The 24832-nt window shown below is 52.2% G+C and carries 23 protein-coding genes; 21 read left to right on the forward strand and 2 right to left on the reverse strand.

What is annotated here, in order from left to right; translation table 11 throughout:
* Positions 1–217 precede the first annotated feature (217 nt).
* Both rsmD and coaD read left to right on the forward strand, forming a co-directional pair.
* Entirely contained in the window at positions 218–826 is a 609-nt protein-coding gene (gene rsmD, locus PGRAT_RS13915; protein WP_025703619.1) for a 16S rRNA (guanine(966)-N(2))-methyltransferase RsmD, read from the forward strand.
* Positions 810–1331 carry a pantetheine-phosphate adenylyltransferase gene (gene coaD, locus PGRAT_RS13920; protein ID WP_025703620.1) on the forward strand — a complete coding sequence of 174 codons (522 nt, stop codon included), beginning with the start codon at positions 810–812 and terminating at the stop codon, positions 1329–1331. The genes rsmD and coaD overlap by 17 nt, the downstream gene beginning before the upstream one ends.
* On the opposite strand, the gene PGRAT_RS13925 is transcribed toward coaD, so the two are convergent.
* Positions 1300–2529 carry a nucleoside recognition domain-containing protein gene (locus PGRAT_RS13925; protein ID WP_042266753.1) on the reverse strand — a complete coding sequence of 410 codons (1230 nt, stop codon included), beginning with the start codon at positions 2527–2529 and terminating at the stop codon, positions 1300–1302. The two genes, coaD and PGRAT_RS13925, sit on opposite strands and share 32 nt — an antisense overlap.
* 136 nt (positions 2530–2665) lie before the next feature.
* Between PGRAT_RS13925 and PGRAT_RS13930 the strand changes: the two genes are divergently transcribed.
* Positions 2666–3703 carry a SepM family pheromone-processing serine protease gene (locus tag PGRAT_RS13930; RefSeq protein ID WP_042266755.1) on the forward strand — a complete coding sequence of 346 codons (1038 nt, stop codon included), beginning with the start codon at positions 2666–2668 and terminating at the stop codon, positions 3701–3703.
* Here PGRAT_RS13930 and PGRAT_RS13935 read toward each other — a convergent pair.
* Complete coding sequence (locus PGRAT_RS13935; RefSeq protein WP_042266756.1) at positions 3693–4931, reverse strand: nucleotidyltransferase; 1239 nt, start codon at positions 4929–4931, stop codon at positions 3693–3695. The genes PGRAT_RS13930 and PGRAT_RS13935 overlap by 11 nt on opposite strands.
* Positions 4932–5079: 148 nt before the next feature.
* On the opposite strand from PGRAT_RS13935, the gene PGRAT_RS13940 reads away from it, so the two are divergent.
* The 18 genes from PGRAT_RS13940 to PGRAT_RS14025 all read left to right on the forward strand — a co-directional run bounded on the left by PGRAT_RS13940 (position 5080) and on the right by PGRAT_RS14025 (position 24706).
* Positions 5080–5601: a YceD family protein gene (locus PGRAT_RS13940; RefSeq protein ID WP_025703366.1), complete on the forward strand. Its 522-nt coding sequence runs from the start codon at positions 5080–5082 to the stop codon at positions 5599–5601.
* A 53-nt stretch (positions 5602–5654) separates the two neighbouring features.
* Positions 5655–5828 carry a 50S ribosomal protein L32 gene (gene rpmF, locus PGRAT_RS13945; RefSeq protein WP_019911234.1) on the forward strand — a complete coding sequence of 58 codons (174 nt, stop codon included), beginning with the start codon at positions 5655–5657 and terminating at the stop codon, positions 5826–5828.
* Positions 5829–6164: 336 nt separating this feature from the next.
* Positions 6165–6761, forward strand: coding sequence for a transcription factor FapR (gene fapR / locus PGRAT_RS13950; RefSeq protein WP_025703365.1), 597 nt, complete (start codon positions 6165–6167; stop codon positions 6759–6761).
* Positions 6745–7734, forward strand: coding sequence for a phosphate acyltransferase PlsX (gene plsX / locus PGRAT_RS13955; RefSeq protein ID WP_025703364.1), 990 nt, complete (start codon positions 6745–6747; stop codon positions 7732–7734). The genes fapR and plsX overlap by 17 nt, the downstream gene beginning before the upstream one ends.
* Before the next feature lie 8 nt (positions 7735–7742).
* Positions 7743–8735: a beta-ketoacyl-ACP synthase III gene (locus PGRAT_RS13960; RefSeq protein ID WP_167337228.1), complete on the forward strand. Its 993-nt coding sequence runs from the start codon at positions 7743–7745 to the stop codon at positions 8733–8735.
* A gap of 94 nt (positions 8736–8829) precedes the next feature.
* Positions 8830–9765 (forward strand): ACP S-malonyltransferase, encoded by a 936-nt coding sequence (fabD, locus tag PGRAT_RS13965; RefSeq protein ID WP_025703362.1) that lies wholly within the window; start codon positions 8830–8832, stop codon positions 9763–9765.
* A gap of 35 nt (positions 9766–9800) precedes the next feature.
* Complete coding sequence (gene fabG / locus PGRAT_RS13970) at positions 9801–10550, forward strand: 3-oxoacyl-[acyl-carrier-protein] reductase (RefSeq protein WP_025703361.1); 750 nt, start codon at positions 9801–9803, stop codon at positions 10548–10550.
* 121 nt (positions 10551–10671) lie between these two features.
* Positions 10672–10905, forward strand: coding sequence for an acyl carrier protein (locus PGRAT_RS13975; RefSeq protein ID WP_019911228.1), 234 nt, complete (start codon positions 10672–10674; stop codon positions 10903–10905).
* Between the two features lie 198 nt (positions 10906–11103).
* Positions 11104–12342 carry a beta-ketoacyl-ACP synthase II gene (gene fabF, locus PGRAT_RS13980; protein ID WP_025703360.1) on the forward strand — a complete coding sequence of 413 codons (1239 nt, stop codon included), beginning with the start codon at positions 11104–11106 and terminating at the stop codon, positions 12340–12342.
* Positions 12343–12355: 13 nt separating this feature from the next.
* Complete coding sequence (gene rnc / locus PGRAT_RS13985; RefSeq protein ID WP_039839031.1) at positions 12356–13060, forward strand: ribonuclease III; 705 nt, start codon at positions 12356–12358, stop codon at positions 13058–13060.
* Between the two features lie 372 nt (positions 13061–13432).
* The gene (smc, locus tag PGRAT_RS13990; RefSeq protein ID WP_025703215.1) at positions 13433–17002 is read left to right on the forward strand and encodes a chromosome segregation protein SMC; all 3570 of its coding nucleotides are present in this window, start codon (positions 13433–13435) and stop codon (positions 17000–17002) included.
* Between the two features lie 86 nt (positions 17003–17088).
* Entirely contained in the window at positions 17089–18087 is a 999-nt protein-coding gene (gene ftsY, locus PGRAT_RS13995; RefSeq protein WP_025703214.1) for a signal recognition particle-docking protein FtsY, read from the forward strand.
* A gap of 397 nt (positions 18088–18484) precedes the next feature.
* A complete protein-coding gene (locus PGRAT_RS14000) occupies positions 18485–19948 on the forward strand; it encodes a circularly permuted type 2 ATP-grasp protein (protein WP_025703213.1) in 1464 nt (487 codons plus the stop codon).
* Between the two features lie 94 nt (positions 19949–20042).
* A complete protein-coding gene (locus PGRAT_RS14005) occupies positions 20043–20996 on the forward strand; it encodes an alpha-E domain-containing protein (protein ID WP_025703212.1) in 954 nt (317 codons plus the stop codon).
* Complete coding sequence (locus PGRAT_RS14010) at positions 20993–21859, forward strand: transglutaminase family protein (protein ID WP_025703211.1); 867 nt, start codon at positions 20993–20995, stop codon at positions 21857–21859. Before PGRAT_RS14005 ends, PGRAT_RS14010 begins: the two co-directional genes overlap by 4 nt.
* A gap of 253 nt (positions 21860–22112) precedes the next feature.
* Entirely contained in the window at positions 22113–22907 is a 795-nt protein-coding gene (locus PGRAT_RS14015) for an SDR family oxidoreductase (RefSeq protein ID WP_238326725.1), read from the forward strand.
* Between the two features lie 608 nt (positions 22908–23515).
* Positions 23516–24307: a DUF2087 domain-containing protein gene (locus PGRAT_RS14020; protein WP_036702796.1), complete on the forward strand. Its 792-nt coding sequence runs from the start codon at positions 23516–23518 to the stop codon at positions 24305–24307.
* A gap of 21 nt (positions 24308–24328) precedes the next feature.
* A complete protein-coding gene (locus PGRAT_RS14025; RefSeq protein ID WP_025703208.1) occupies positions 24329–24706 on the forward strand; it encodes a GIY-YIG nuclease family protein in 378 nt (125 codons plus the stop codon).
* Positions 24707–24832 lie beyond the last annotated feature (126 nt).

Here is a 24832-nt window from a genome sequence, read left to right on the forward strand (position 1 = left end):
TGCTCCGCGGTTGTCTACGACATTTTGTGATGTCGATAATTACATGATGTCCCTGAATGCCCAAACTTATACACGCGAAGCTGGAAATAATCTGTTAGCTTTTATTTTGACACAGACAGACATTTTTTTATTTCGATAGACAATTGTGGTACTATAGGCTTGGACTTGTGCCTTGAAAGGCATAATAAACAGAGACATAAGAGCAGGTGAATCCGCGGTGAGAGTTGTATCGGGAAGTGCAAAAGGGAGGCCTCTGAAGAGTGTTCCGGGGACCGGGACAAGACCAACTACTGATAAGGTCAAGGAAGCGATGTTCAGTATGATCGGCCCTTATTTTGATGGGGGAGCCGCATTGGATTTGTTCGCCGGGACAGGAGGGCTTGGTATTGAAGCCTTGAGCAGGGGGATGGATCAGGCCGTTTTTGTGGATATGGAGCAAAAGAGCATTGATACGGTGCGTGCGAATCTGAAGGCTGCCAGGGTCGAAGAGCAGGCAGAGGTTTACCGCAATGATGCCGGAAGAGCGCTTAGTGCACTGGAGAAAAGGGGGCGTTCCTTCGATCTGGTCTTCCTTGATCCTCCATACAGGCTTAAGTACGGGAATGAGCTGATGCTGACGATGGTTCAAAAGGGGCTGCTCCGTCAGGACGCTGTGATTGTGCTGGAGCATGAATCCAGCTATGAATATCCGGAGGTCATTCCGGGATTCCGTAGAACACGGCAAGCCGTATACGGAGAGACGGCGGTGTCTATTTATAAGTATGAGGCTTCTCCCCAAGAAGAAACGGGGAATGCCAAGGAGGGTAATGATGAGTCTGCAGATTAGAAAAGAACGTGTCGCCATCTATCCGGGTACTTTTGATCCGGTGACGATGGGACATATGGATATTATTCAGCGCGCAGCGAAACAGTTCGACAGACTGATTGTTGCCGTTCTTAACAACTTAAGTAAAAACCCGTTATTCTCCGTTGAAGAGCGGACGGATTTGCTCCGGCAAGCCACCCAGGACATTCCTAATGTAGAAGTAGACAGTTTCCGTGATCTGCTGGTCAACTATGTCCGGCAAAAGGATGCCCAGGTCATCGTCCGCGGTATCCGGACAGTGACCGATTTTGAATATGAACTGCAGAATGCCTCCATTAACCATAATCTGGACCCCGATGCGGAAACCATATTTATGATGACCAATCCGAAGTACTCCTATCTTAGTTCAAGTGTAGTGAAAGAGATTGCACATTTCGGCGGGAACGTCTCCGATTTTGTGACACCTGAAGTAGAACAGGCAATGAAGCTCAAATTCAAGCGGATGGACGGCGAAATGAAGCCATAACATAAACAACCGCAGATAGAGCTAATAATAAGAGCAGGATCAGAGATTGCAAGCCCAGTATCTGGGGCAAAAGCCTCCAGACCGTTGCGGGGGCTGCAATACCTGGCAGCAGTTGATCTTCCGGTACAGTGGCAACAGGCAATACAGCTGTTTGAAGATTCAATAGCGGCTTCCATAATAAGAGAGTGAACAAGAAGGCATAGATTCCGTGCAGGAGCCGGTTGGCAGCATAGGGCAAAAAACGCACGCCGGCTTGCTTAAGCAGAGTCAGCGCTTGAAGCTGTCCGCATATACCGCTCCAGCCGAGGGCAGCCGACAGCAAGGCCGCTCTAAGGAGGTCTGCGGAACTGAAGGAAGGAAGCCCCGATGGTCCGGCGCTAAGCGCATGAGCTCCGAGATGAATCTCCAGCACGCCGGCTGCCAGTGCCTGTGGAAGCTGCGGGAACATGGAGGCCGTTATGTTGATGACAACTGCAAAAATGATCATGTAACCACCGACAATCATCAGGTTCTGGACGGCAGAACTTACGGACTCTCCAAGCAGTCTGCCGAAGCTGCGCCCATCCCGTTCACGGGCCGCTACAGCTGCCCGGTAGACGCGTCTTGGCAGGGAGGTTTTTTTGCGGTTCGCCTCAGTAAGGAGCGTACCCATATTCCCGGAGCGTCCCCCGATTAGAGCAGAAGTACAACCAGCGGACAGGCCGGCAAGCCAGTGAATGGCCAAAAGCGCATAGCCTGATGCAGGGCTATGCAGAAATGCTGCACCCACGACGATCAGCAAGGTGACCGGGCTGGCATAATGTGCGAGTGATGCCAGCCTTCCGGCTTCCTTATCCGTAATGCTGCCCTGCTTGTGCAGCTGCATAACGGCGCCTGCACCGGCGGGAAAGCCGGCAGTCATTCCAAGGACTAACGTCCAGCCGCTGGCGCCGGGCAGACGGAAGATCCGTTTCATCAGCGGCTCCAGCAGTACACCAAGGCTGTGGATTACTCCCGAGGCCGCAAGCATTTCCGAGAGAATCAGAAAAGGCAGCAGGGCCGGAAAAACAAGGGTCCACCACAGCTTGAGGCCTTGCAATGAGGCTGCGAAGGAGGACTCCGGCGCGGACACGATTGCGGCGGCCAGCAGGATGGCTGCAGTTCCGCCGACAAATGGAGCAGCACCTGAGGTTATCCGGTGTATTTTAATGTGATTCATTTTGGGCTTCACCTCTTCATAGCTTAGGACATGGGCTAAGGACTGTTATCAATTTATGCAGATAAGACAACCGTCATGCCTTGGCCCAAGGGATTCCAATGGATAGCCAAGTGCTGTGGGAAAGAAGGGAAAAGCAGTGAGGCAACAAAAACGCCGGGTAGGTTTCCGTGCCACAGCCTACTTGTTCACATTTGTGGTGGTTCTTTATGTTGCGGTATTTATGAATACACCTTATATCGTTTATCAGCCGGGGAGTGCCTCCGAGGTAGCGCCTATGATTCACGTTCAGAACGCAGATGCGGGTGAAAAAGGCACCTTTATGATGACTACGGTTTCTGCCAGCTATGCGAATGTTGCGCTTCTCATAGCCTCTGTATTCAATTCGAATTCGGAGGTCGTCCGGAAGGAAACGCGGCTGGGGGATAAGACTGAACAGGAGTATGCGGCCGAGCAAGTATACTATATGAACAGCTCACAGTCCTTTGCCGTACAGGCTGCTTATCATGCTGCCAATATCCCTTATAAAGATGTTGTGGACTATTTGTATGTGTTCTCGGTGCCTGCAACCGGCAACCGGGAGCAATTCAGACCAGGTGACAAGATTATCAGTGTAGAGGGCAAGACTATCCCTGATCCGGATGCTTTATCCGCGCTTTTGTCCCACAGGAAGATTGGAGACCCGGTAGATGTCTTGCTGCAGCGGGAAGGCAAGGAAGTGAAGGAATCGGTTAAGCTGGTGGAGGTCAAGAATCAGGAGACGGGAGCGGTGAAGCCGGGTCTCGGGGTTGTGATTGGAGCCGTGCAGAAGGTTAAGCCCGAAGTGGAAGGGAAAGCGGTAAGCTTTGTGAATACGGATGTCGGCGGACCCTCCGCCGGGCTGATGTTCACCATGGAGATTATCAATCAATTAACCCCTGGCGATCTGACCAAAGGCCACCGCGTTGCGGGTACAGGCACTATTGAGGCCGATGGAAACGTAGGCGCTATTGGCGGCGTCAAGCACAAGATTGTCGCAGCGGACCGGAAGGGGGCGGAGATTTTTTTCGTGCCTGTCAAAAACTATGAAGAAGCCAAGGCGAAGGCTGATCAAATAGGCACGGACATGAAGCTTGTCCCGGTCTCAACCCTTGCCGAGGCGCTCAAATATATGCAGGAGCTGCCGGTCAAATCCTGACCGGCGGCTCCAAATAGTCTCTATAAAGATCAACACGCGACGGATTGACGAAGGCTCCGGCATAAGCGGTGGCTGCTTGCAGATCTCGTTCCAGCATAGGGTGCGAGAACTGTGACGGACTGGTCACGACTGGCCACGCGGCGCTGTGCTTCATCTGCTTCAGCAGCTGGCGTCCGCTTTCCCGGAAACCTAGAACTCTGATGTAGCCGGGACCCTGGGCAAGCACGGCCGGAGCCATTTCTTGTTTGCTGTGATTCAGCAAAGCATGGATCAGCAGACGCTGCAGCCTGGTGTGCGTATAGCGCTTGCTTTTCAGCGCTTCCAGCAGCCCGGACACCGTAAAGTGCTGGAGCTTGGGCAACACCCGCAGCAGACGGTTTTCCAGGCCTTCGTTCATATCCTGCAGACTGTGCAGCTCGGCGGCTGTTCGAGTGGCGAGCAGGTGGCGGAGTGGAATCCGGAAGCTTTCCAGATTCAGCGGTCCTCTGCCTGCCGCATGCTCTCTTTCCAGGATGGACATGCTATAATCCGGCATGTATGCGGCAGGTGATCCGCCCTCTGACAGCAGCCGGCGGATGGCCGTGGCGCTGGCAATCGGCGACCCGCTCTGCAGCGGGTCGTGAAAGCCTGCGCCGGTGCGCGGCGCGGTCAGGGGTCTGATCTTGCTGCCGAGCCGCCGCAGCGCGATCAGATAGTGCAGGCCGAGGCTGTTGTTCGGCTGGCGCAACAGCCCGGCAGCACCCGAGCGTCTCTCCTCTTCCGGGAGAGACGCTTCCCAGGCTGACGCCGCAGCTGCGCTATACGCGGCGGGGAAGCTCGCCCCCAGCGCCATGCGGCGGCGGATCTCACCCTGCAGCGCGCTGCTCTCATCGGCCAGAAATTCGGCCATCGGGAGCAGTGCGCTCAAAGTCCCTGCTTCGGAGCCGAAGCACAAGCTGTCCACGACTCCGGTCGCTTCCAGCAGAGCTACTGCTCCGAAGGCGAACCACTCCGCCGGCTGAACGGCATACGCCACCGGCAGCTCAATCACGACATCGGCGCCCATGTGAAGCGCCATCTCCGTGCGGGCCTGCTTGCTGACCGCCGCCGGTTCGCCGCGCTGGGTGAACGGACCGCTCATGATGACAATCGAGCGGTCCGCGCCGGACAACTTCTTGGCCTCTGCGAAGTGGTGGACATGCCCGTTATGTAAAGGGTTGTACTCTGCAATAATACCGACCGTAGTCAATTTAGTTTCACTCCGATTCCGGACCTGTAAGAAATCCTTTTAGCTATATCATAAATTGTCCGGAACACTGAAACAATATAAAGGGAAATGGTTGACAAAGTCCGGTAATAATAGGTATAATAAATTTTGTTTGTTTGGAGTGATGATTATGAAGATTCACTTTCGCAAATTAGCTAATGCCGACGAGCCTCTGCACATTCAGGAAACGCTGGATGTCAGCGAACTTGTCAAAGGGCGAAAGGATATACTTGCTGTTGCACCGCTCTCAGTGGACCTTAAAGCGCTGCCCGCGGACACCGATTGTGTGAACGTGGTGGGGAAATTGAACGGGAATGTGGATATGTTATGTGCACGTTGCCTTACAGAGGTTAACAGTAAATTGAACATTCCTTTTGCTGAGACTTTCAAATGGCTTAAGCAGCCGCTTCTTCCCGAAGATGAAGATGAGGAACTCATTTACATCGAGGATGAGATTGTGGATCTTGTCCCGTTTGTGGAAGAAAACTTCGTACTGCACTTGCCGGACTCGGTATTGTGCAAGGCAGACTGTCTTGGTCTTTGTCAGAAATGCGGACAAAATTTGAACGAAGGCACCTGCAGTTGCGACAACACAGTGATCGATCCTCGACTTGCTGCGTTGAAAGGATTCTTTACCAAGCAAGATGACTAAGAACAAATCCCGAGTGATAACGGGTTACAACAGAATCAGGAGGTGTAACACAAATGGCAGTACCTCAACGGAGAACGTCCAAAACACGCCGTGACAAACGCCGCACCCACTTCAAACTGGTGGTGCCGGGCATGGTGAAATGCGAACAATGCGGAGAGCTGAAACTGGCTCACCACGTATGCAAAGTTTGCGGAACTTACAAAGCTAGAGAGATCATCAAACAATAGTTTGAATACAAAAGTAGCACTTCATCTGTTGGTGAGGTGCTATTTTTTTGCATGTAGGGATGGCCCCACAGGGGTGCTTGGAAGTCAACGCTTTATTTTTGGCGCGGCATGCTTTATACTACATATTAGTACCTGGTTCTAATTATTTAGAATCTTATAGATATGACGACAGCGGCCCTTCCTAAGGCCGGATGCTTTTTTTCGATATATAAGGATGTACAGGGTTCACTCTATGATTCCCCTTATATTTATCGCAGAAACGGATGCCGTCCTTTCATGGGCGTTAGAAGCCGTTTCCGCTTGGCATGTGCCAGGAGGTGAGCCGCCATAGAGCGGATGTCCAAGAAAGAGCGTCAGCAGCAGCTGCTGCAGATAATAGATGGCAATCCCTTTGTGACTGACCGGGAACTGACCCGGCAGCTCAAAGTGAGCATACAGACGATCCGGCTGGACCGGATGGAGCTCGGGATTCCCGAGCTGCGCGAGCGGATGAAGCAGATGGCAGAACACTCCTATGATCAGGTGCGTTCCCTGCCCGCAGATGAAGTAGTCGGCGATATTGTAGACCTGCAGCTGGACCGCAGCGGGATTTCCATATTCGAAATTCGTGAGGAGCATGTATTCTCCAGAAACGGGATCGCACGTGGACATTATGTGTTCGCCCAGGCCAATTCACTGGCGGTTGCTATTATCAATGACGAGATTGCCCTGACGGCTTCCGCTGATATCCGGTTTGTCCGCATGGTACGGTTAGGCGAGAAATGTATTGCCAAAGCGCAAGTGCGTTCGCTCGCGGGCCGGAACGGCAAAGCCGAGGTGGACGTATTTACCTATGTCGGCGAAGAATTGGTTTTTCAGGGCCATTTCGTAGTATACCGGTCCGCAATTGAAGAATACAGCGAAGGGGGAAACCGCAGTGCTGATCGCCATTGATGCAATGGGCGGGGACAACGCTCCTGAATGCAATGTAGAGGGTGCTTTGTCCGCAGCTGCAGAGTGGAGTGACACGCAGATAGTGCTCGTAGGGGATGAAGCCAGACTTGAGCCGCTGCTGATAAATAAACCGTCGAACGTGACCATTCGTCATGCGGGGGACGTCATCGGTTCGGATGAAGAGCCGGTGAAGGCAGTCCGCCGCAAAAAGGATTCATCGATGGTGGTTGCCGGGCGCATGGTGCGTGAAGGCGAAGCGGATGCCATGATCTCGTCCGGGAACACAGGAGCCCTTATGACTACGGGGCTGCTGGTTGTGGGAAGAATGCAGGGGATTGAACGCCCTGCTCTTGCGCCTATGATCCCGACACTGGATGATACCGGAGTCCTGGCGCTCGATCTGGGTGCCAACATGGATGCCAAGCCGCAGCATCTGGTGCAATATGCGCTGATGGGCAGCATCTACCGCAGCAAGGTTCATGGAATCGCGAAGCCGCGCGTGGGTCTGCTGAATGTGGGCACAGAGCCGGGCAAAGGCAACGAGCTGACCAAGGAGGCTTATCCGCTGCTTGAAGCGCTGCAGGGCATTCATTTTGTCGGCAATGTGGAAGCCCGCGATGTGCTCACTGGGAGCTGCGATGTGCTCGTCTGCGACGGCTTTGCCGGGAATATACTATTGAAGACGCTGGAAGGAACAGCCGGTGCGATGTTCTCTTTGCTCAAGGAACAATTCAGCAAGTCTCTGAAGACGAAGCTGGGCGCAGCCATCCTGATGCCGGAGCTTCGGGGACTCAAGGGTAAGATGGATTACAAGGAGCATGGCGGTGCTCCGCTGCTTGGTCTAAGCGGACTGGTAGTGAAGGGGCATGGCTCTTCTGACGGCAATGCGGTGAAGAATGCGGTCAGACAGGCCCGGATTGCCTTGCAAGCGGATTTAGTAGCCAGCATATCGAAGGAAATCAGCGGGAAGTGAGTGAAAACATGAAACAACAATTGCGACCGGTAGGAATCATCGGAACAGGAAAATATGTGCCTGAAAAAATATTAACCAACAGTGATCTGGAGAAGATGGTTGAAACCAACGATGAATGGATTGTCAGCCGGACAGGCATCCGGGAACGCCACATTGCCGCCCCGCATGAAGCCACCTCGGATCTTGCCTACGAAGCAGCGGTTAGAGCGCTGGACTCGGCAGGAATCAAGGCGGAAGATCTGGAACTGATTATTGTAGCGACAGTTACACCGGATAGCACTGTCCCATCAACAGCGTGCATTCTGCAGGACAAGCTGGGAGCAAAAGGCGCAGCGGCATTTGACTTGTCGGCAGCCTGCTCCGGGTTCGTATACAGTCTGGCAACGGCAACCGGCTTTATCCAGAACGGTATGTACAACAATGCTCTGGTTATCGGAGCGGACACCTTGTCGCGCATTACGGATTATAGTGACCGCAACACCTGCGTATTGTTTGGTGATGGTGCCGGTGCCGTTATTATCGGCGAGGTTCCTGAAGGAAGAGGTTTTCTGTCCTTCGATCTCGGTGCGGAAGGTTCTGGCGGCAGCCTGCTGAATATAGAAGCAGGCGGCTCACGTCTGCCGGCCTCCCATCAGACCATTGAAGATAAGAAGCATTTCCTCTATATGAACGGCCGTGAGGTCTTCAAATTTGCGGTCCGGGTTATGGGCACGGCTACAGAGCGCGTTCTTACCAAAGCGGGCCTCGGCAAAGAGAACATTGATCTGTTCGTTCCGCATCAGGCGAACATCCGCATCATTCAATCCGCGATGCAGCGTCTGGATTTGCCGCCCGAGAAATGCGTAATCAATGTGGACAAATACGCAAATACATCTGCGGCGTCGATTCCGCTTGCGCTGGTTGAAGCTGCGGAAGAAGGCCGGATCAAGGAAGGCGACGCTGTGCTGATGGTCGGTTTTGGCGGCGGCCTTACTTGGGGGGCTTCTGTCCTGATTTGGTAGTCAGCAGAACCTATATATTATAGAAGGAAGTGGCGTCAGGACAGCCTGAATCAGGCTGACGTCCCGGCCGTTCAACGAGAAGGAGTTCAGACATATGGGTAAAATTGCATTTGTTTTTCCCGGCCAGGGTGCACAGGCAGTGGGTATGGGTAAGGATGTGTATGATGCTCTCCCGCACAGCCGTGCGGTATTCGAAAAAGGCGATGAAGAGCTGGGGTTTCCGCTGAGCCGTCTTATTTTTGAAGGGCCGGACAGTGAACTGAAGCAGACAGTGAATACACAGCCTGCACTTGTAACAACCAGTGTGGCTTATCTTGAGGCACTTCGTGAACATGGCGTGAATCCTGACTATGTTGCGGGGCACAGCCTCGGGGAATACAGTGCGCTGGTAGCAGCCGGAGCTATGGCATATGAAGATGCAGTAAGCCTGGTACGTCTGCGCGGACGTTTTATGGAAGAAGCGGTTCCCGGTGGACAAGGGGCAATGGCGGCAGTGCTTGGAGCGGAGCGTGAAGCTTTGGCTGGGCTGTGCCGCTCCATATCGGAAGCTGGCAACGCTGTAGAACTTGCCAACGTCAACTGCCCTGGGCAAATTGTAATCTCCGGTACCAAGGCAGGGGTCGAAGAAGCTGCTCAGCGCATCAAGGAAATTGGCGGCAAACGGGCCATTCCGCTTGAAGTAAGCGGCCCCTTCCATTCCTCCTTGATGAAAGAAGCTGCTGAGCGCCTGGCTGTAGAATTAGAAAAGGTAACCATCAACACTCCTTCTGTGCCGGTAATTGTTAATGTGAATGCAACAGCGGTCACAGAACCCGATGAAATTCGGGAACTTCTGATACAGCAGGTATTTTCTCCTGTATTGTGGCAGGATAGTGTAGAGTGGATGATTGCTGCCGGAGTGGACACCTTTGTGGAGATTGGTCCCGGCAGTGTGCTTGCAGGATTGATCCGCAAGATTGACAAGACTGTCAGGATTGTCAATATCAACAGTCTTGAAAGTGCTAAGGCTAAGCTGGTAAGCCCAGTCTAATCAAGTGATGTGGAATGGATGAAAGGGGATAAGCGATGTTCTCAGCATTAAAAGGCCAGACCGCTCTCGTCACAGGCGGATCCCGCGGCATCGGCCGCAGTATTGCGCTTCAGCTTGCGGAGTATGGTGTGAAAGTGGCCGTAAATTATTCCGGTAACGAAGCGGCTGCACAGGAGACCGTAGCCCGCATCATCGAGCTTGGCTCAGAGGCCATTGCCATCCAAGGCGATGTCGGCAACAGCCAGCAAGCGGAGAATATGGTCAAAGAGGTTATTAACACCTGGGGTAAGATTGACATTCTTGTCAATAACGCTGGTATTACCCGGGACAATCTCATTGTGCGGATGAAGGAAGAAGAATTTGACCAGGTGATCGAAACGAATCTCAAAGGCGTGTTTAACTGTCTTAAATCAGCTACCCGCCCGATGATGAAACAGCGGTACGGCCGGATTATCAATATTTCTTCCATTATAGGCGTAATTGGAAATGCCAGTCAGGTGAACTATTCTGCTGCCAAAGCAGGCATAATAGGGATGACGAAGTCGGCGGCGCGCGAGCTGTCCTCACGGGGTATTACTGTGAACTGCATCGCTCCCGGGTTTATTGATACCGAAATGACGCATCAACTGTCCGATGAAGTCCGCAGCGAGTACGAGAAGGGAATTCCCCTTGCCCGGCTCGGGCGGCCGGAGGACATTGCCATGACGGTTGTATTTCTGGCCTCGGAAGGGGCAGCCTACATGACCGGCCAGACACTTCACGTGGATGGCGGAATGTACATGTAAGGCCGGCAAAGCTGTAAAGTCTTACAGTGGAAGAGAATTGGGGCGGCCGGAAAGCGTTTTTTGAGCTCTATGGTATTTTGACTTCATATCTCGTATAATACCAAAAGAGGAGGTGAACCGGATGTCCGATGTATTGGAGCGTGTGAAACGCATTGTCATCGACCGCTTAGGTGCCGATGAAGCTGAGGTAACATTAGAAGCGTCTTTCAAAGATGATTTAGGTGCTGATTCTCTTGATGTAGTAGAATTGGTTATGGAATTGGAAGATGAATTCGATATGGAAATCTCTGATGAAGATGCAGAGAAGATTACGACCGTGGGTGAAGTTGTGAAGTACATACAATCTCATACCTAGAGTCATATGATTGAGAGTCCCGTTCCTACAGAGGGCGGGACTTCTCCTCATTTTACAGAGCAATAGCAGTACCAGAGGATGCCACATGCACCTTTACGGAGAAAATAACTGAACCCCGCATGGTTTGACCTTGCGGCGACTTAAGTTTATATAGTTTTCCTTACAAGAAGATACAGCCTACAGATGGGGTGATTGCGTTTGAGTCATAGAGTAGTTGTTACAGGTATGGGTGTGATAACATCGCTTGGTGCGGATTTGGATACGTTTTGGGATAATCTGATGAGCGGCAAGTCCGGAATCTCAACGGTAGATACCTTTGATGTCAGTGAGTACACTACCAAGATTGCAGCGGCAGTCAAAGACTTTGATCCAGAGGCGCGGTTTGGCCGCAAGGAAGCGCGCAAGATGGACCGTTTTGTCCAGTTTGCCGTGGCTGCCGGAGAAGATGCGCTGAAGGACAGCGGACTTGTGATCGGTGAGGATATCGATGCGGAGCGGATCGGTGTATCGGTCGGATCCGGTATTGGTGGACTGGGTACATGGGAAGACAACCATAATCTCCTATTGGAGAAAGGCCCCAAACGCGTCAGCCCGTTTTTCATCCCCATGATGATTGCCAACATGGGTTCAGGGCAGCTGTCGATCAGTTTAGGTGCAAAAGGTCCGAATACAACAACAGTGACGGCTTGTGCAACAGGAAGCCATTCGATTGGGGAATCCTTCCGCCTGATTCAGCGCGGCGATGCAGATGCGATGATCTGTGGCGGTTCGGAGGCTACCATCCGTCCTACCGGAATGGCCGGCTTTTGTGCAATGAGAGCCATGTCTACACGCAACGAAGAGCCTGAGAAGGCCAGCCGGCCGTTTGACATTGACCGTGACGGGTTCGTTATGGGCGAAGGTGCAGGGATTCTGATACTTGAATCACTGGAGCATGCCGAGAAACGCGGTGCCAAGATTTATGCCGAAGTGATTGGCTACGGTCTGAGCGCAGATGCCCACCATATGACAGAGCCGGACCCGGATGGTGCCGCACGCTGCATCAAGATGGCGATCCGCGATGCCGGAATTGCACCTGAAGAGATTGATTACATTAACGCGCATGGAACCTCCACCCCTGTTGGCGACAAGTCAGAAACTTCTGCTGTCAAGAAGGCTCTGGGAGATCATGCCTACAAGGTTGCGATCAGCTCCACCAAATCCATGACAGGCCACTTGCTTGGTGCTGCCGGGGGTGTGGAAGCTATCATATGCGGATTGTCTCTGCAAAAGGGCATGATTGCGCCAACCATTAATTTGGACAATCCCGACCCGGAATGCGACTTGGACTATGTTCCGAATGTTCCGCGCAAAGCAGAGCTTAACATCGTTATGTCAAATTCCTTTGGCTTCGGAGGACATAACGCTACGGTAATTCTCAAAAAATATAATCAGTAAGGGAGACAGTGCGGTGAAAGGAGACCTGAAGCAGTTACAAAGCCAACTTCAAATCCAATTTCACGATGCTGTACTTCTGAAGCAAGCCTTTACCCATGCCTCCTATGTGAATGAACACCGGTTCAATCAGCATCAGGACAACGAGCGTCTGGAATTTCTGGGCGATGCAGTTCTGGAGCTGACGGTGTCTGAATATTTGTACAATCTGCTTCCGGACAGACCTGAAGGTGAGCTGACCAAGCTGCGCGCGGCAATCGTATGCGAGCCGTCCTTAGTCAGATTTGCCGAGAGTCTTGGTTTTGGACGCTATGTACTGCTGGGTAAAGGGGAAGAACTTACGGGCGGCAGAACCCGCCCGGCCTTGCTGGCCGATGTGTTCGAATCCTTCGTGGGAGCGCTTTATCTGGACCAGGGGCTGGAAACGGCCCGGCGGTTTCTCGATAATCATGTATTCCCGCTGGTGGAGACGGACGGCAAGCTGCAAATGCAGATGAGCGATTTCAAGACGGAGCTTCAGGAGCTGATTCAGCATCACGGAATGGGTACGCTGGAATATCGGATTATTGAAGAACGTGGACCAGCACATGAACGGGAATTCGTCTCTGAGGTTTATATGGCGGGCCGGTCACTTGGCAGCGGCAGTGGCCGCTCCAAGAAAGAAGCGGAGCAGCAGGCGGCAGCGGCAGCACTTTTGCGGCTGAAGGAAGATGGCGCTTAAGTGCCGGGCTGCAGATTTAGGGTTTGTTTTAGTCTAGCGGAGGAGAGCAGCAATGGTCTGAATGCCGGCGTACAGGCGGAGCTCAGACTTTTGCTGCTCTTTTTCGGAATACGCGCAGGATTATTGATTGCGGGGAGTCAGACTCCCTTTATCCAAAGAAGGCACAGCCGTTTTTGTTAAATAATGATTTGTATGCTTCACGCGATAAATTTTCCTTATATTTCTCGCTGAAACGATACGTCCTTAAAAGGATGGCGAAGCCGTTTCCACGTGTGGCAAATAGGGTCTGAAGTCCGCCAGGGGTCCGGTGTATTAGGGCTATTTAGGCGGTGAACCGCTATGGTATAATGGGGCAGAGGTGAATAAGAGGGTATGTTTTTGAAACGGATTGAATTAGCTGGCTTTAAATCATTTGCCGACAAAACGGAAATGGAATTTGTGCGCGGAATTACAGCCGTAGTGGGTCCGAACGGCAGCGGCAAAAGCAATATTTCCGACGGCATCCGCTGGGTGCTGGGCGAACAAAGCGCCAAATCGCTGCGCGGCGGCAAGATGGAGGATATTATCTTTGCCGGGAGCGATGCGCGGAAGGCTGTGAACTACGGGGAAGTGTCGCTTACGCTGGATAATGAGGATCATGTGCTGCCCCTGGATTTCAGCGAGGTGACTGTAACCCGCCGTGTGCACCGCAGCGGAGAAAGTGAATACTTAATCAATAAGCAGGCTTGCCGTCTGAAGGATATCACAGAGCTGTTCATGGATACCGGTATCGGGCGCGAGGCTTATTCGATTATTGGACAAGGCCGGATTGAAGAAATTCTCAGTACCCGTTCTGAGGACCGGCGCGGCATATTTGAAGAAGCCTCAGGGATTGTTAAATATAAATCACGCAAAAGAGATGCGGGACGCAAGCTCGATGAAACAGAGCAGAATCTGCTGCGTATTCACGATCTGATCAGTGAACTGGAGGATCAGGTGGGACCGCTGAAGGATCAGTCCGAGAAGGCGATCCGTTACAAGGAACTGCGCGAGCAGCTCAAGCAGCTGGAGATCTCTGTGTATGTCCACCAGATCGAAGGCATACATACCGCGTGGAAGGAAGGCAATGACCGTCTGGAAGTGCTGCGCGACGAGCAGCTTGAGCTGTCCACTATCGTTTCAGCCCATGATGCCAAGCTTGAAAGCGGACGCGCCGAGCTGCGCTTATTGGAAGAAGAAGTAGAGAAGCTGCAGGAGCAGCTGCTGCGTTATAGTGAAGCTAATGAGAAAAGCGAAGGCTACGGTGAGCTGCTGAAGGAACGCAGACGCAATCTGGAGAGCAACCGGGAGCAGCTGCTGGCCACCCTTGGATCTGTGGGCGAACGTTCCGAAGGCCGGCAGCGTGAGCTTGCAGAGCTGGAGCATAAGCTGCAGCAATCCCGGCAGGCTCTTGAAGAGCTGCGGACACAGCTTGCAGATGAGGAGTCCAGGCTGGAAGGCGTAGCCGGAGGCATTAACCAGAGCAAGGAAGAGCAGCTGAAAAGTGCACTCCTGGAGCTGATGAATCTGATGGCCCAGGCCCGGAATGAAATCCGCTATGCGGACCAGCAGAAGGAAAGCCTGGAGCGCAGAATGAGCCGCAGCCAGGAAGAGAGCGGAAAATGGACAGCGAAGCTGAAGGAATTAACCGCTGCCCAAAACGGTCTGAAGGACAAAATTGCCGGCTTGGGCAAAGAAATCGGTGCGCTGCGCAATGCATACATCACGGAAAGCGAGCAAACCAGTAAACGTCAGAAGCTGCTGGAGGAGACACAGAGCGGACTCCGCAAATGGGAGCAGAAGCGTGAAGCCCAGGTTTCCCGGCATGAGACGATGAAGGAAATGCAGGATGATTTTGACGGATTTATGCTCGGTGTCAAAGAGGTGCTGAAGGGTGCGCGCAAAGGCCAGCTAAGCGGCGTACATGGTGCTGTCGCTGAGCTGATTTCGGTTCCGGAGAAGCTGGAAATGGCTGTCGAGACGGCGTTGGGGGCTTCGCTCCAGCATGTGGTAATGGATAATGAGGCGGTGTCCCGGCAAGCGATAAGCTTTCTGAAACAGCGTCAACTGGGACGTGCGACCTTTCTGCCGCTCGATGTCATCCGTGCCCGGCAGATTGGCGGAAGCGACCGCAGTATGGTGGAAGGTGCCGACGGTTTTGTCGGAATTGGTTCTGAGCTGGTGGGTTTCGAAGATAGATATGCAAGTATAGTCGGCAGCCTGCTGGGGAATGTAGTTATCGCCGAGAGCCTGGAACAGGCGAACCGCATTGCCGCCAAGTGCCAGTACCGTTATAGAGTGGTGACCTTGGAGGGCGATGTTGTCAATGCGGGCGGTTCCATGACCGGGGGAAGCCAGCATAAGAAGAACAACAGCCTGTTAAGCCGCAAGCGCCAGCTGGACCAGTTGTTCAGCGAGATTGAGGAAAGTGAGCGGCAGATCGTGAAGCTGAAGCAGGGCATCAGCCGGCTGCGGGAGGAGCAGGAGAGTGCTTCGCGGAAGCTGGAGGAGCTGCGCCATGACGGTGATGAGAAGCGTCTGGAGGAGCAGCGTGTCTCCGGTGACCTGAAACAGCTGGAGCAGGAGCTTCGCCATGTGCAGGAACAGGTCGACGGAGCCGGTGCCGAGCGCAGCGGGTTCGAAAGCGAGGTCCGGGCGCTGGAGGAGAGCCGCAAACAAGCGGCTGCTGAGCTTGAGCGGCTGGAGAAGGAAGAGAAAGAAGCCCATGAGGCGATCCGGACTGCTGAATCTGCGCGCAAGGCGAATGAGTCGGCCAAGGAAGAGCTGCAGAGCAAGCTGACCGGGATGAAGGTCACCGAGGGCAAGCTGGACCAGGAGATTTTCTCTCTGGAAGAGCAGGTGCGGCGCATGAGACAGGATGCGGGTTCGCAGGATAAAGAGCTGCGCCAGAGCCGCAGTCTGCTGATCACTATTGAGAAGGATCTGGAAGAAAACACGAAGGAAGCTGTGAAGCAGCAGGAAGACCTGAACAGCTATCGGCTGAAAAAAGAAGAGACGGCGGCCAAGCTGGATCTGGCCCGTGCCGACCGTGCGGCGTTAACACGCAAGCTGGAGCTGGCCGAAGGCGAGACCAAGGATCAGCGCCAGGCACTCAAAACCGTTGACGACAAGCTGCGCTCCACAGAAGTTGCCGTAGGGCGGCTCGATGTGGAGCTGGATAATATTCTGCGCAAGCTGAGTGACGACTACGAACTGAGCTACGAACTGGCAAAGCAGCGTTATGCGGTGCCTGAGGACGTGCCTGCCGCCCAACTGGAGGTGCAGCGTCTCAAACGCAGCATTTCTTCGCTGGGCGAGGTGAATCTTGGAGCGATTGAGGAATATCAGCGCGTGCATGAGCGGTTTACTTTCCTAAGCGGCCAAAAGGATGACCTGGTGGAAGCTAAAACCACACTCTACCACGTTATTCATGAGATGGAAGAGGAAATGTCTAAACGGTTCAAGCAGACCTTCGACGCCATCCGCCGTGAATTCGGCACTGTATTCTCCAAACTGTTCGGGGGCGGACGGGCCGATCTGATGCTGCTGGACCCTGAGCATATGCTGGACACGGGGATTGATATTGTTGCCCAGCCTCCCGGCAAAAAACTGCAAAATCTGCAGCTTTTATCCGGTGGAGAGCGGGCACTTACAGCCATGGCGCTGCTGTTCGCCATCTTGCAGGTCAAGCCTGTGCCGTTCTGCGTACTGGACGAGGTCGAAGCTGCCCTCGATGAAGCCAACGTGGTGCGCTTTGCCCAGTATCTGCGCGAATTCTCGGAGCAGACCCAGTTCATTGTCGTCACCCACCGCAAGGGAACCATGGAAGAAGCGGATGTGCTCTACGGTGTTACAATGGAAGAAGGCGGCGTATCCAAGTTAGTGTCGGTTAAACTGGAGGATGAGGAAGCGGAGATTGCGTAGTCCCACAGCTATTTTGCGATGCAGGGTCTACATCACCGTAACTACAATAGAGATGTTTATGCTCACAATACGTTAGGAGGAACAATATGAGCTTTTTCCGGAAATTAAAAGAAAGCATCTCCGGCAAAACGGAGAGCGTAACGAAACAATTCCGCGACGGTCTGGAGAAGACACGCAAGGGGTTCGTGGAAAAAGTATCCGACCTGATTATCCGCCGCAAGAAGATAGATGAAGAGTTCTATGAGGAATTGGAAGAGATTCTGATCGGCGCGGATGTCGGTGTAAATACTGTGATGACTCTCGTTGAGGAACTAAGAGCAGAAGTGAAGCAGAAGCGCATCGAGGATGCTTCCGAGCTGCAGCCCATTCTGTCCCGGAAGCTGATGGAGCTGCTGCGTGGTGATGATGACAACAGCCTAAAAGAAAATCCGGACGGCATTACAGTCATTCTGTTCGTCGGGGTAAATGGTGTCGGCAAGACGACTACCATCGGCAAGCTGGCACACCGTTACAAACAAGAGGGCAAAAAGGTTCTGCTCGCCGCAGGCGATACCTTCCGTGCGGGGGCCATTGAGCAATTGGAAGTCTGGGGACAGCGTGCGGGTGTGGATGTCATCAAGCAGCAGGCTGGCTCTGATCCGGCTGCGGTGATGTTCGATGCTGTACAGGCTGCCAAGCAGCGGAATGTGGATGTGCTCATCTGCGATACCGCAGGCAGACTGCAGAACAAAAGCAATCTCATGGAAGAGCTTAACAAAATCTTCCGCGTTATTCAGCGCGAAATTCCCAGCGCACCGCATGAAGTGCTGATGGTGCTGGACGCCACTACAGGTCAGAATGCATTGACCCAGGCCAAGCTTTTTGGTGAAAAAAGCGGTGTCACCGGCCTGGTGCTGACCAAGCTGGATGGTACGGCCAAAGGCGGGATTGTGGTTGCCATCCGTCAGGAAATGAATCTTCCGGTGAAGCTTGTTGGCTTGGGAGAGAAGATTGAGGATTTGCAGCCATTTGACTCCACCCAGTTCGTGCACGCTCTGTTTGCCGGTATAATTTCCGAGGAAGAGGATAACGAAAAGCAGGAATAGATCGGGGACCTTTAAGCCAAACCATATGAATCTTGGGTGCCAAGAGCGGCCGTGCCTCTTTAAAAGAAGCATTGGCCGCTCTTTTTCGCGGAAAACAATATAAAAATTCATTATATGAAAAATTCATAATAGTACTGCTTGTCAACTCTCCCGCATACAATTCAATGTATTCCTCATATATATATCCTTGATTAACCGTTTTCTGAGAAAGGAAGCGATTTCAAAATTGCGAGTTGGATAATAAACTCCATTTCGCTGTTATATACATTGACATGAACAATAGCATTTACGTATTATGAATGTATATTTTAATAATTTTTGAAGTCATTTTTTGAAAAATCACATCAATTTGTCAATAAACATCACACATACTATTAATCCGAAAGGAGTCGGGCTCATGTCCAAACTTGATCCTTTGCCCGGACTGTCTCCGTATCCACTGCAGCATTTTTACGATGAAATGTATGCTGATGAACGGAGTATCCGGCCGCATTACAAACATGTGAACCGCATGTTTTCCGGGATGAGCCCCGAAGAGCTGCAGCTCAAACAGAAAACGATGCAGCGTCGGATGATGGAAGAGGGGATTACCTTTACGCTGTACAATCCTGCACAGGACCATCCTATGGAGCGTACGATTCCCTTTGATATGATTCCGCGGATTATTCCCAAAGGTGAATGGGAGAGGCTGGAAGCCGGGATAGTTCAACGGATTACAGCCTTAAATCTGTTCATTCACGATATTTATCATGAGCAGTACATTGTCAAAGACGGCGTCGTGCCGCGCCGCATGATCATTTCCAATTGCTATTTCCGTCCGGAGATGTCCGGCTTGCGGGTGCCCGGCGGTGCCTACGTTACGACCTCGGGGATTGATCTGATCCGTCATCACGACGGGGAGTATTATGTGCTTGAGGACAATCTGCGGACACCTTCAGGGTTTTCCTACCTATTTAAAGGCAGATCCCTGATGAACCAGCTGTTTCCCGAATTGTCTTTGGCCAGCTCCATCCGGGATGTGGACCATAGCTTGAACCGGTTCCTCTCTGTATTGCGCAGCCTTTCCCCGTCCCGGACAAAGGACCCGGTGATTGCGCTGCTGACTCCTGGTGAATATAACTCTGCTTACTATGAGCATGCGTTTCTGGCCCAGCAAATGGGAATCCACCTGGTAGAAGGCCGGGATTTGGTTGCCCGGGACCATAAGGTGTATCTAAAGGAAATGAACGGGATGCGGCGTGTGGATGTATTGTACCGCAGACTGGATGATGATTTCATAGATCCGCTGGCTTTTCAGCCGAATTCACTCCTGGGAGTTGCCGGATTGATGAATGCTTACCGGGCAGGAAATATTGCCATCGCCAATGCACCGGGAACCGGCGTTGCCGATGACAAAGCGATGTACGTATATGTCCCGGATATGATCCGGTATTATCTGAACGAAGAGCCTATCCTGGGGAATGTTCCCACCTATCTGCTGTCCAGGACGCAGGAACGCCAATATGTGCTGGATAATCTCAATGAAATGGTAGTTAAGGAAACTTCGTTATCCGGCGGGTATGGCATGCTGATCGGCAGTGAGGCCTCGAAAGAAGAGCTGGCAGATTTCCGGCTCAAAATCCTTGCCGATCCGGTCCGGTATATCGCCCAGCCCATAATGTCACTGTCGAGAGCTCCGGTACTCTCCGGAGGCCGCATGGCTCCGCGCCATATTGACCTGCGGGCATTTGTGCTGATGGGTGCGGACCGCAAGCCGCATGTCATTCCAGGGGGGCTGACCCGTGTCGCCATGAAGGAGGGATCACTGGTTGTCAATTCATCACAGGGTGGCGGTGTGAAGGATACCTGGGTAATGGCTTAGGGGCTGGAATTAATAGGACAACGTTAGGTTGAAATATTTACATTCATATCTTTGACAAAGTGCGGCATCTATACGTTAACGAAGGAGTGGTACGATGCTGAATCGCAATGCGGAAGCTTTGTTCTGGATTGGCCGTTACATTGAGCGGGCGGAGAATCACGCACGGCTGATCGATGTTCATTATCATATTCAACAGGAAGAGGACTTCCAGGCGGAAGGACACAAGTGGTCCAGGTTGATTGATGCGCTGGGGGTCCGGAATGAATATCTGCAGCAGTTTGAAGGCTTTTGCGAGCAGGATGTTTTATCCTTCATTACACTCGATCTTGGCAATTCCAATTCTTTGTTCTCTTGTGTCCATCAAGCCAGAAATAATCTTCGCACCCTGCGGCAGCATCTCCCCAGCGAGCTGTGGGATATCATCAACAGCTTCAACCTGTGGCTCGGGGAGCAGTCGGTGGCGGATATTCTGAGCGGTCCCCATCAGTTCTACCAGCAAGTTAAAGAGCGAGCGGCAATGTTCCTCGGTGCAGAGCAGTCCGTGATGCTGCGGGGCAATGAATGGCGGTTTATTGAGAGCGGGCGGTTTCTGGAAAGGGCAGAGAATACGACCCGGATTCTGCAGGCCGTTACGGTATCCTGCAAGTCCAAGGATATCAACGCGATCTACACCCAGCTTCAGGCGGTGCTCAAATCAGTAAGCGGATATCAGGCCTTCCGGCGGTATTATGCAGATGCGATGTCACCGGAGAGCATATTGGAGTTCCTGATCGTGAATGCTTATTTTCCCCGCTCGATCCGTTTCTCCTTCCACAAGCTGGAAGAGCATTTAGCGAAGCTCCAGCTGGATTCTTCCGAGAAAGGCTCCGGACATGAACGGGTCATCCGCCAGGCCGGCAAGATTAAGGCCGAGCTTGATTATATGGAAAAGGAAGAGATGTCCGGCGATCTCGTAGAGGACGTACTGCAGTCGTTGATGGGTTCCTGCCAGAAGCTCGGCAGAACGATGGAAGGCGCCTTTTTTCGCCGTGAAGGAGTGTCCGCATGAAAATTCAGATCCATCATACCACGACGTACAGCTACCCGGAGCCGGTTACGGACAGTGTCAATGAAATCCGTCTGACGCCGCGCACCAATTACCGGCAATCCTGCTACCATCATGAGGTAGAAGTATTTCCACCGGCGAATCTGCTGACCTATGAGGATTTTTTTGGCAACCGGGTTCATGCATATTCTGTAAATAAGCCGCATACCGAAATGGTAATCCGCACCAAGGCAACTGTGGTTACGCTGGATAAGGCGCAAGGCTCGGATTTGCCGCATATTCCGCTGGAGGAGCAGGTGAAGCTGCTGAATGATGAGAAGTTCCAGAACCGGTATGTGGAGTTCATTCTGCCTACCCGTTATACGGAAGTGACACCGGAGCTGGTTGAATTTGCTTCGCAGCATCCGTTTGATGCAGCAGAGGATATGTATGAATGGACCAAAAAGCTGTCTTCGACGATTTATGAGCAGTTTACGTATGACCCTGAAGCCACAAGTGTCAACACTACCGTTAAAAAAGCGCTGAAGCTCAAACGGGGGGTATGCCAGGATTACGCCCATCTGATGATTGCGGTCTGCCGCAGTGTCGGACTGCCTTCGCGGTATGTCAGCGGGTATCATTTTGTCGGAGACCTTCAGGGCGGCAATGCCGATTTCGAGCAGGCTTCGCATGCCTGGGTGGAGACGCATATTCCCGGCACCGGCTGGCTGGGTTTTGATCCTACGAATAACGTGGAAGTGAACTGGCGTTATATCAAGCTGGGACATGGCAGGGACTATAAGGATATCGTTCCGGTAAAAGGGGTCTACCGCGGGGTTGGGGGTACGCTGACGGTCAAGGTGGATGTGCGGCAGCTGGAGAAGTGAACGAGTGAAGGAGTGGCCTCGCGGGAGCGGGGCTTTTGGAGCATCAGAAAAGATCTGTTGGGTTCCCCGCAAAATACCTGAATCAGCTTTCATGCAAAAGCCCCGCTATGTGAGGGGCTTTTGTGCATGTTGCACCCGGGTTGTGCAAATTTTGCATAAAATGATTATAATCAGGGGCTGTTTGGGTAATCTTGAAACAGAGCCACTATGGTGGACGACTTGGAAAGGGAGTGTACATATGAGCCCAAATATAATGAAAAAGAAACGTTTCCTCGGTAAAACAGCCATTATTACAGGAGCGGGCTCCGGAATCGGCAGAGCGACAGCGATTCAGATGGCCCGTGAAGGCGCAAATGTAGCCTTGTTTGATCTGGTGAATGAACGTACCTCCGTTCTGGAACAGAAGTTGAACAAGCTGCGTAAGGACTGTGCTCTGGCCATTGATGTGGATACCTCGGATGAGAAACGTATGGAAGAGGCAGTACGCAGGACTGTTGAGTATTTCGGCGGACTGGACATTGTTTTTGCCAATGCCGGCATCAATGGTGCGGTAGGACCGATTGAGGAGCTGAGTCTGAGTGACTGGGAGCGTACAATGTCCGTGAATCTGACGGGTACTTTCCTGACACTGAAATACAGTATTCCGCATCTTAAGGAAAAGGGTAAAGGAAGCATCATCATCACCAGCTCTATCAACGGCAACAGCCGGTTTGCCAGCTTCGGCTGGTCACCGTACAGCACCACCAAAGCCGGACAGGTTGCTTTTGCCAAGATGGCGGCGCTGGAGCTGGCGAAGTTCAAAATCCGGGTTAACGTCATTTGTCCGGGAGCGATCTCCACTAACATCGATGAAAGTACAGAATTTAATGAGGAAGTGGAAACGATCGTCATCCCGATTGAGTTCCCGGAGGGGGCCCAGCCTCTTGCTGACGGCCCCGGCAAGCCGGAAAATGTAGCCGACCTGGTCTCTTTTCTTGCCTCGGATGACGCGATTCATATTACCGGAGCGCAGATCATAATTGATGGCGCCGAATCGCTTTTATCTTAAAAAACTAACAAACAAACAGCCTTATCCATGGGTCAGGGATGACCAAGGATAAGGCTGCATTTATGAGGGGGACCGGATGGCTGCCCTACAGCGCGCATTTATAATCGTCATCGTCCGGTATTAGCCCATGCTTGTTTACTCGCCGCCGCCCGCACAAGGCAGTCTGCACAGTCAGTGAAGGACAGCGGCCGGAACAGAGCATTGCTAGTTGGAAATAGGGAACTTATTTCTCCCCAAAATCAGCAATTGTGAGATTGAAGTGGAAAAAGGAAACTTAATCGGCCATATTCCTTCATCACGGGCGAATTGAGCCGAATTAGCTGCCCTTTTTCCACTTCAGCTGCGAAAATTAGGGGGTTTAAGCAAATTAGTTATCCTTTTTCCACTTGGTATGGCCGAGGGAGGGATAAAGGGTTCTCCAGACAACACTACACTGAAATCAAAGCGGTCACGTTGTTCGGCGAAGGACGGCGCGGCCGGTTTGTATTTAAAGATTCAAAGGGCAGCGAAGCCGTTTCCGTGTGTTTTGTAAACAATGTAATTAGATGATTGTAAAATAACAAACAAAATGATAATATGTCTATATATTAATAAGGAATTGGGTGATCATGTTGGCGGAAGGCAATGAATCGGTTAGCATCTCCGAAAAGTTCTGGAATGCCTCCATTAGTGAGCTGAAGCAGGGATTCCGATTTGAAATGCGGGAGCATTCAGGTTTTTATACATGTCTTGTCTGCGGAGAGGAATTTGAAAAGGGTCTGATCTACAAGGAAGACAGCCATTATTATGAAGCCGGGAAGTATGCAGCTCTTCATGTGGAACAGGTGCATGGCGGTATGTTTAACTGGCTGCTGGGGCTGGATAAGAAGCTTACCGGACTGACGGAGCTGCAGAAGGGGCTGCTGAATGCTTTTCGGCACAGCCTGAGCGATGGAGAAGCTGCCAGGGAGCTCGGCATCGGCAGCACCTCCACGGTGCGTAATCACCGGTTTACATTGCGGGAAAAGGTCAAGCAGGCCAGACTGTTCCTTGCCGTGATGGAGCTTGCCGAAGAAAAGCCGGGGGCGTCCTCGCCTTTTGTCAGCATTCCGCGTTCTGCGGCTATGGTTGACGAGCGGTTTGCGATCACCGAGGAAGAGAATGCCGAGATCCTGAGCGCTTATTTTAAGCAGGGGCCGGAAGGCCCGCTCTCGGAGTTTCCTAAGAAACAGAAGCGCAAAGCCGCGATTCTCCGCCAGCTGATCAAGCGTTTTGAAACCGGACGCCAGTATACAGAGAAAGAAGTTAACGCCATCCTGAAGGAAGCTTCATCCGATTATGTAACGCTCCGGCGGTACCTGATCGATTATGGACTGTTGGACCGCCAGCCTGACGGAAGCACCTACTGGGTTAAATTATAAATGAAGAGGAGAACATGAATCATGGAGAAGTCTAAACGTAAAGAGCTTGCCTATAACTATGCGCATTCCCACAGGCCGATGGGGGTGTACCGGATCGTCAACACCAGAAATGACAAGGCTTTTGTGGGCAGCAGCCTTAATCTGGATGGAGTCTGGAACAAACATAAATTTATGCTGGATATTGGAAATCATGATAATAAAGCGCTTCAGGCCGACTGGAAGGAGTATGGTGAGAAGGCGTTTGTTTTTGAAATTCTGGAGCAGATCAAGCCTGAGGAGGATTTTGTGGCAGAAGTCTCCGAGCTCGCCAAATACCGCAAGCTGCTGCCTGATATGGAGAATAAATGGCTGGAGCAGCTGTCGCCTTATGGAGATCGCGGGTATCTGAAGAAGAAATGAAGTGCTGATATCCGCCGGCAGGTGATTTGCCTCGTTCCTTATGCTAAACTATAGGCAAAACTGCATTACGCTGGTTTGACTTGCTGGATTCAGAAAGCCTTCCGGCAAAGGAGGGAAGTGCTGTTT

Source organism: Paenibacillus graminis, assembly GCF_000758705.1.
Taxonomy (GTDB): domain Bacteria; phylum Bacillota; class Bacilli; order Paenibacillales; family Paenibacillaceae; genus Paenibacillus_AQ; species Paenibacillus_AQ graminis.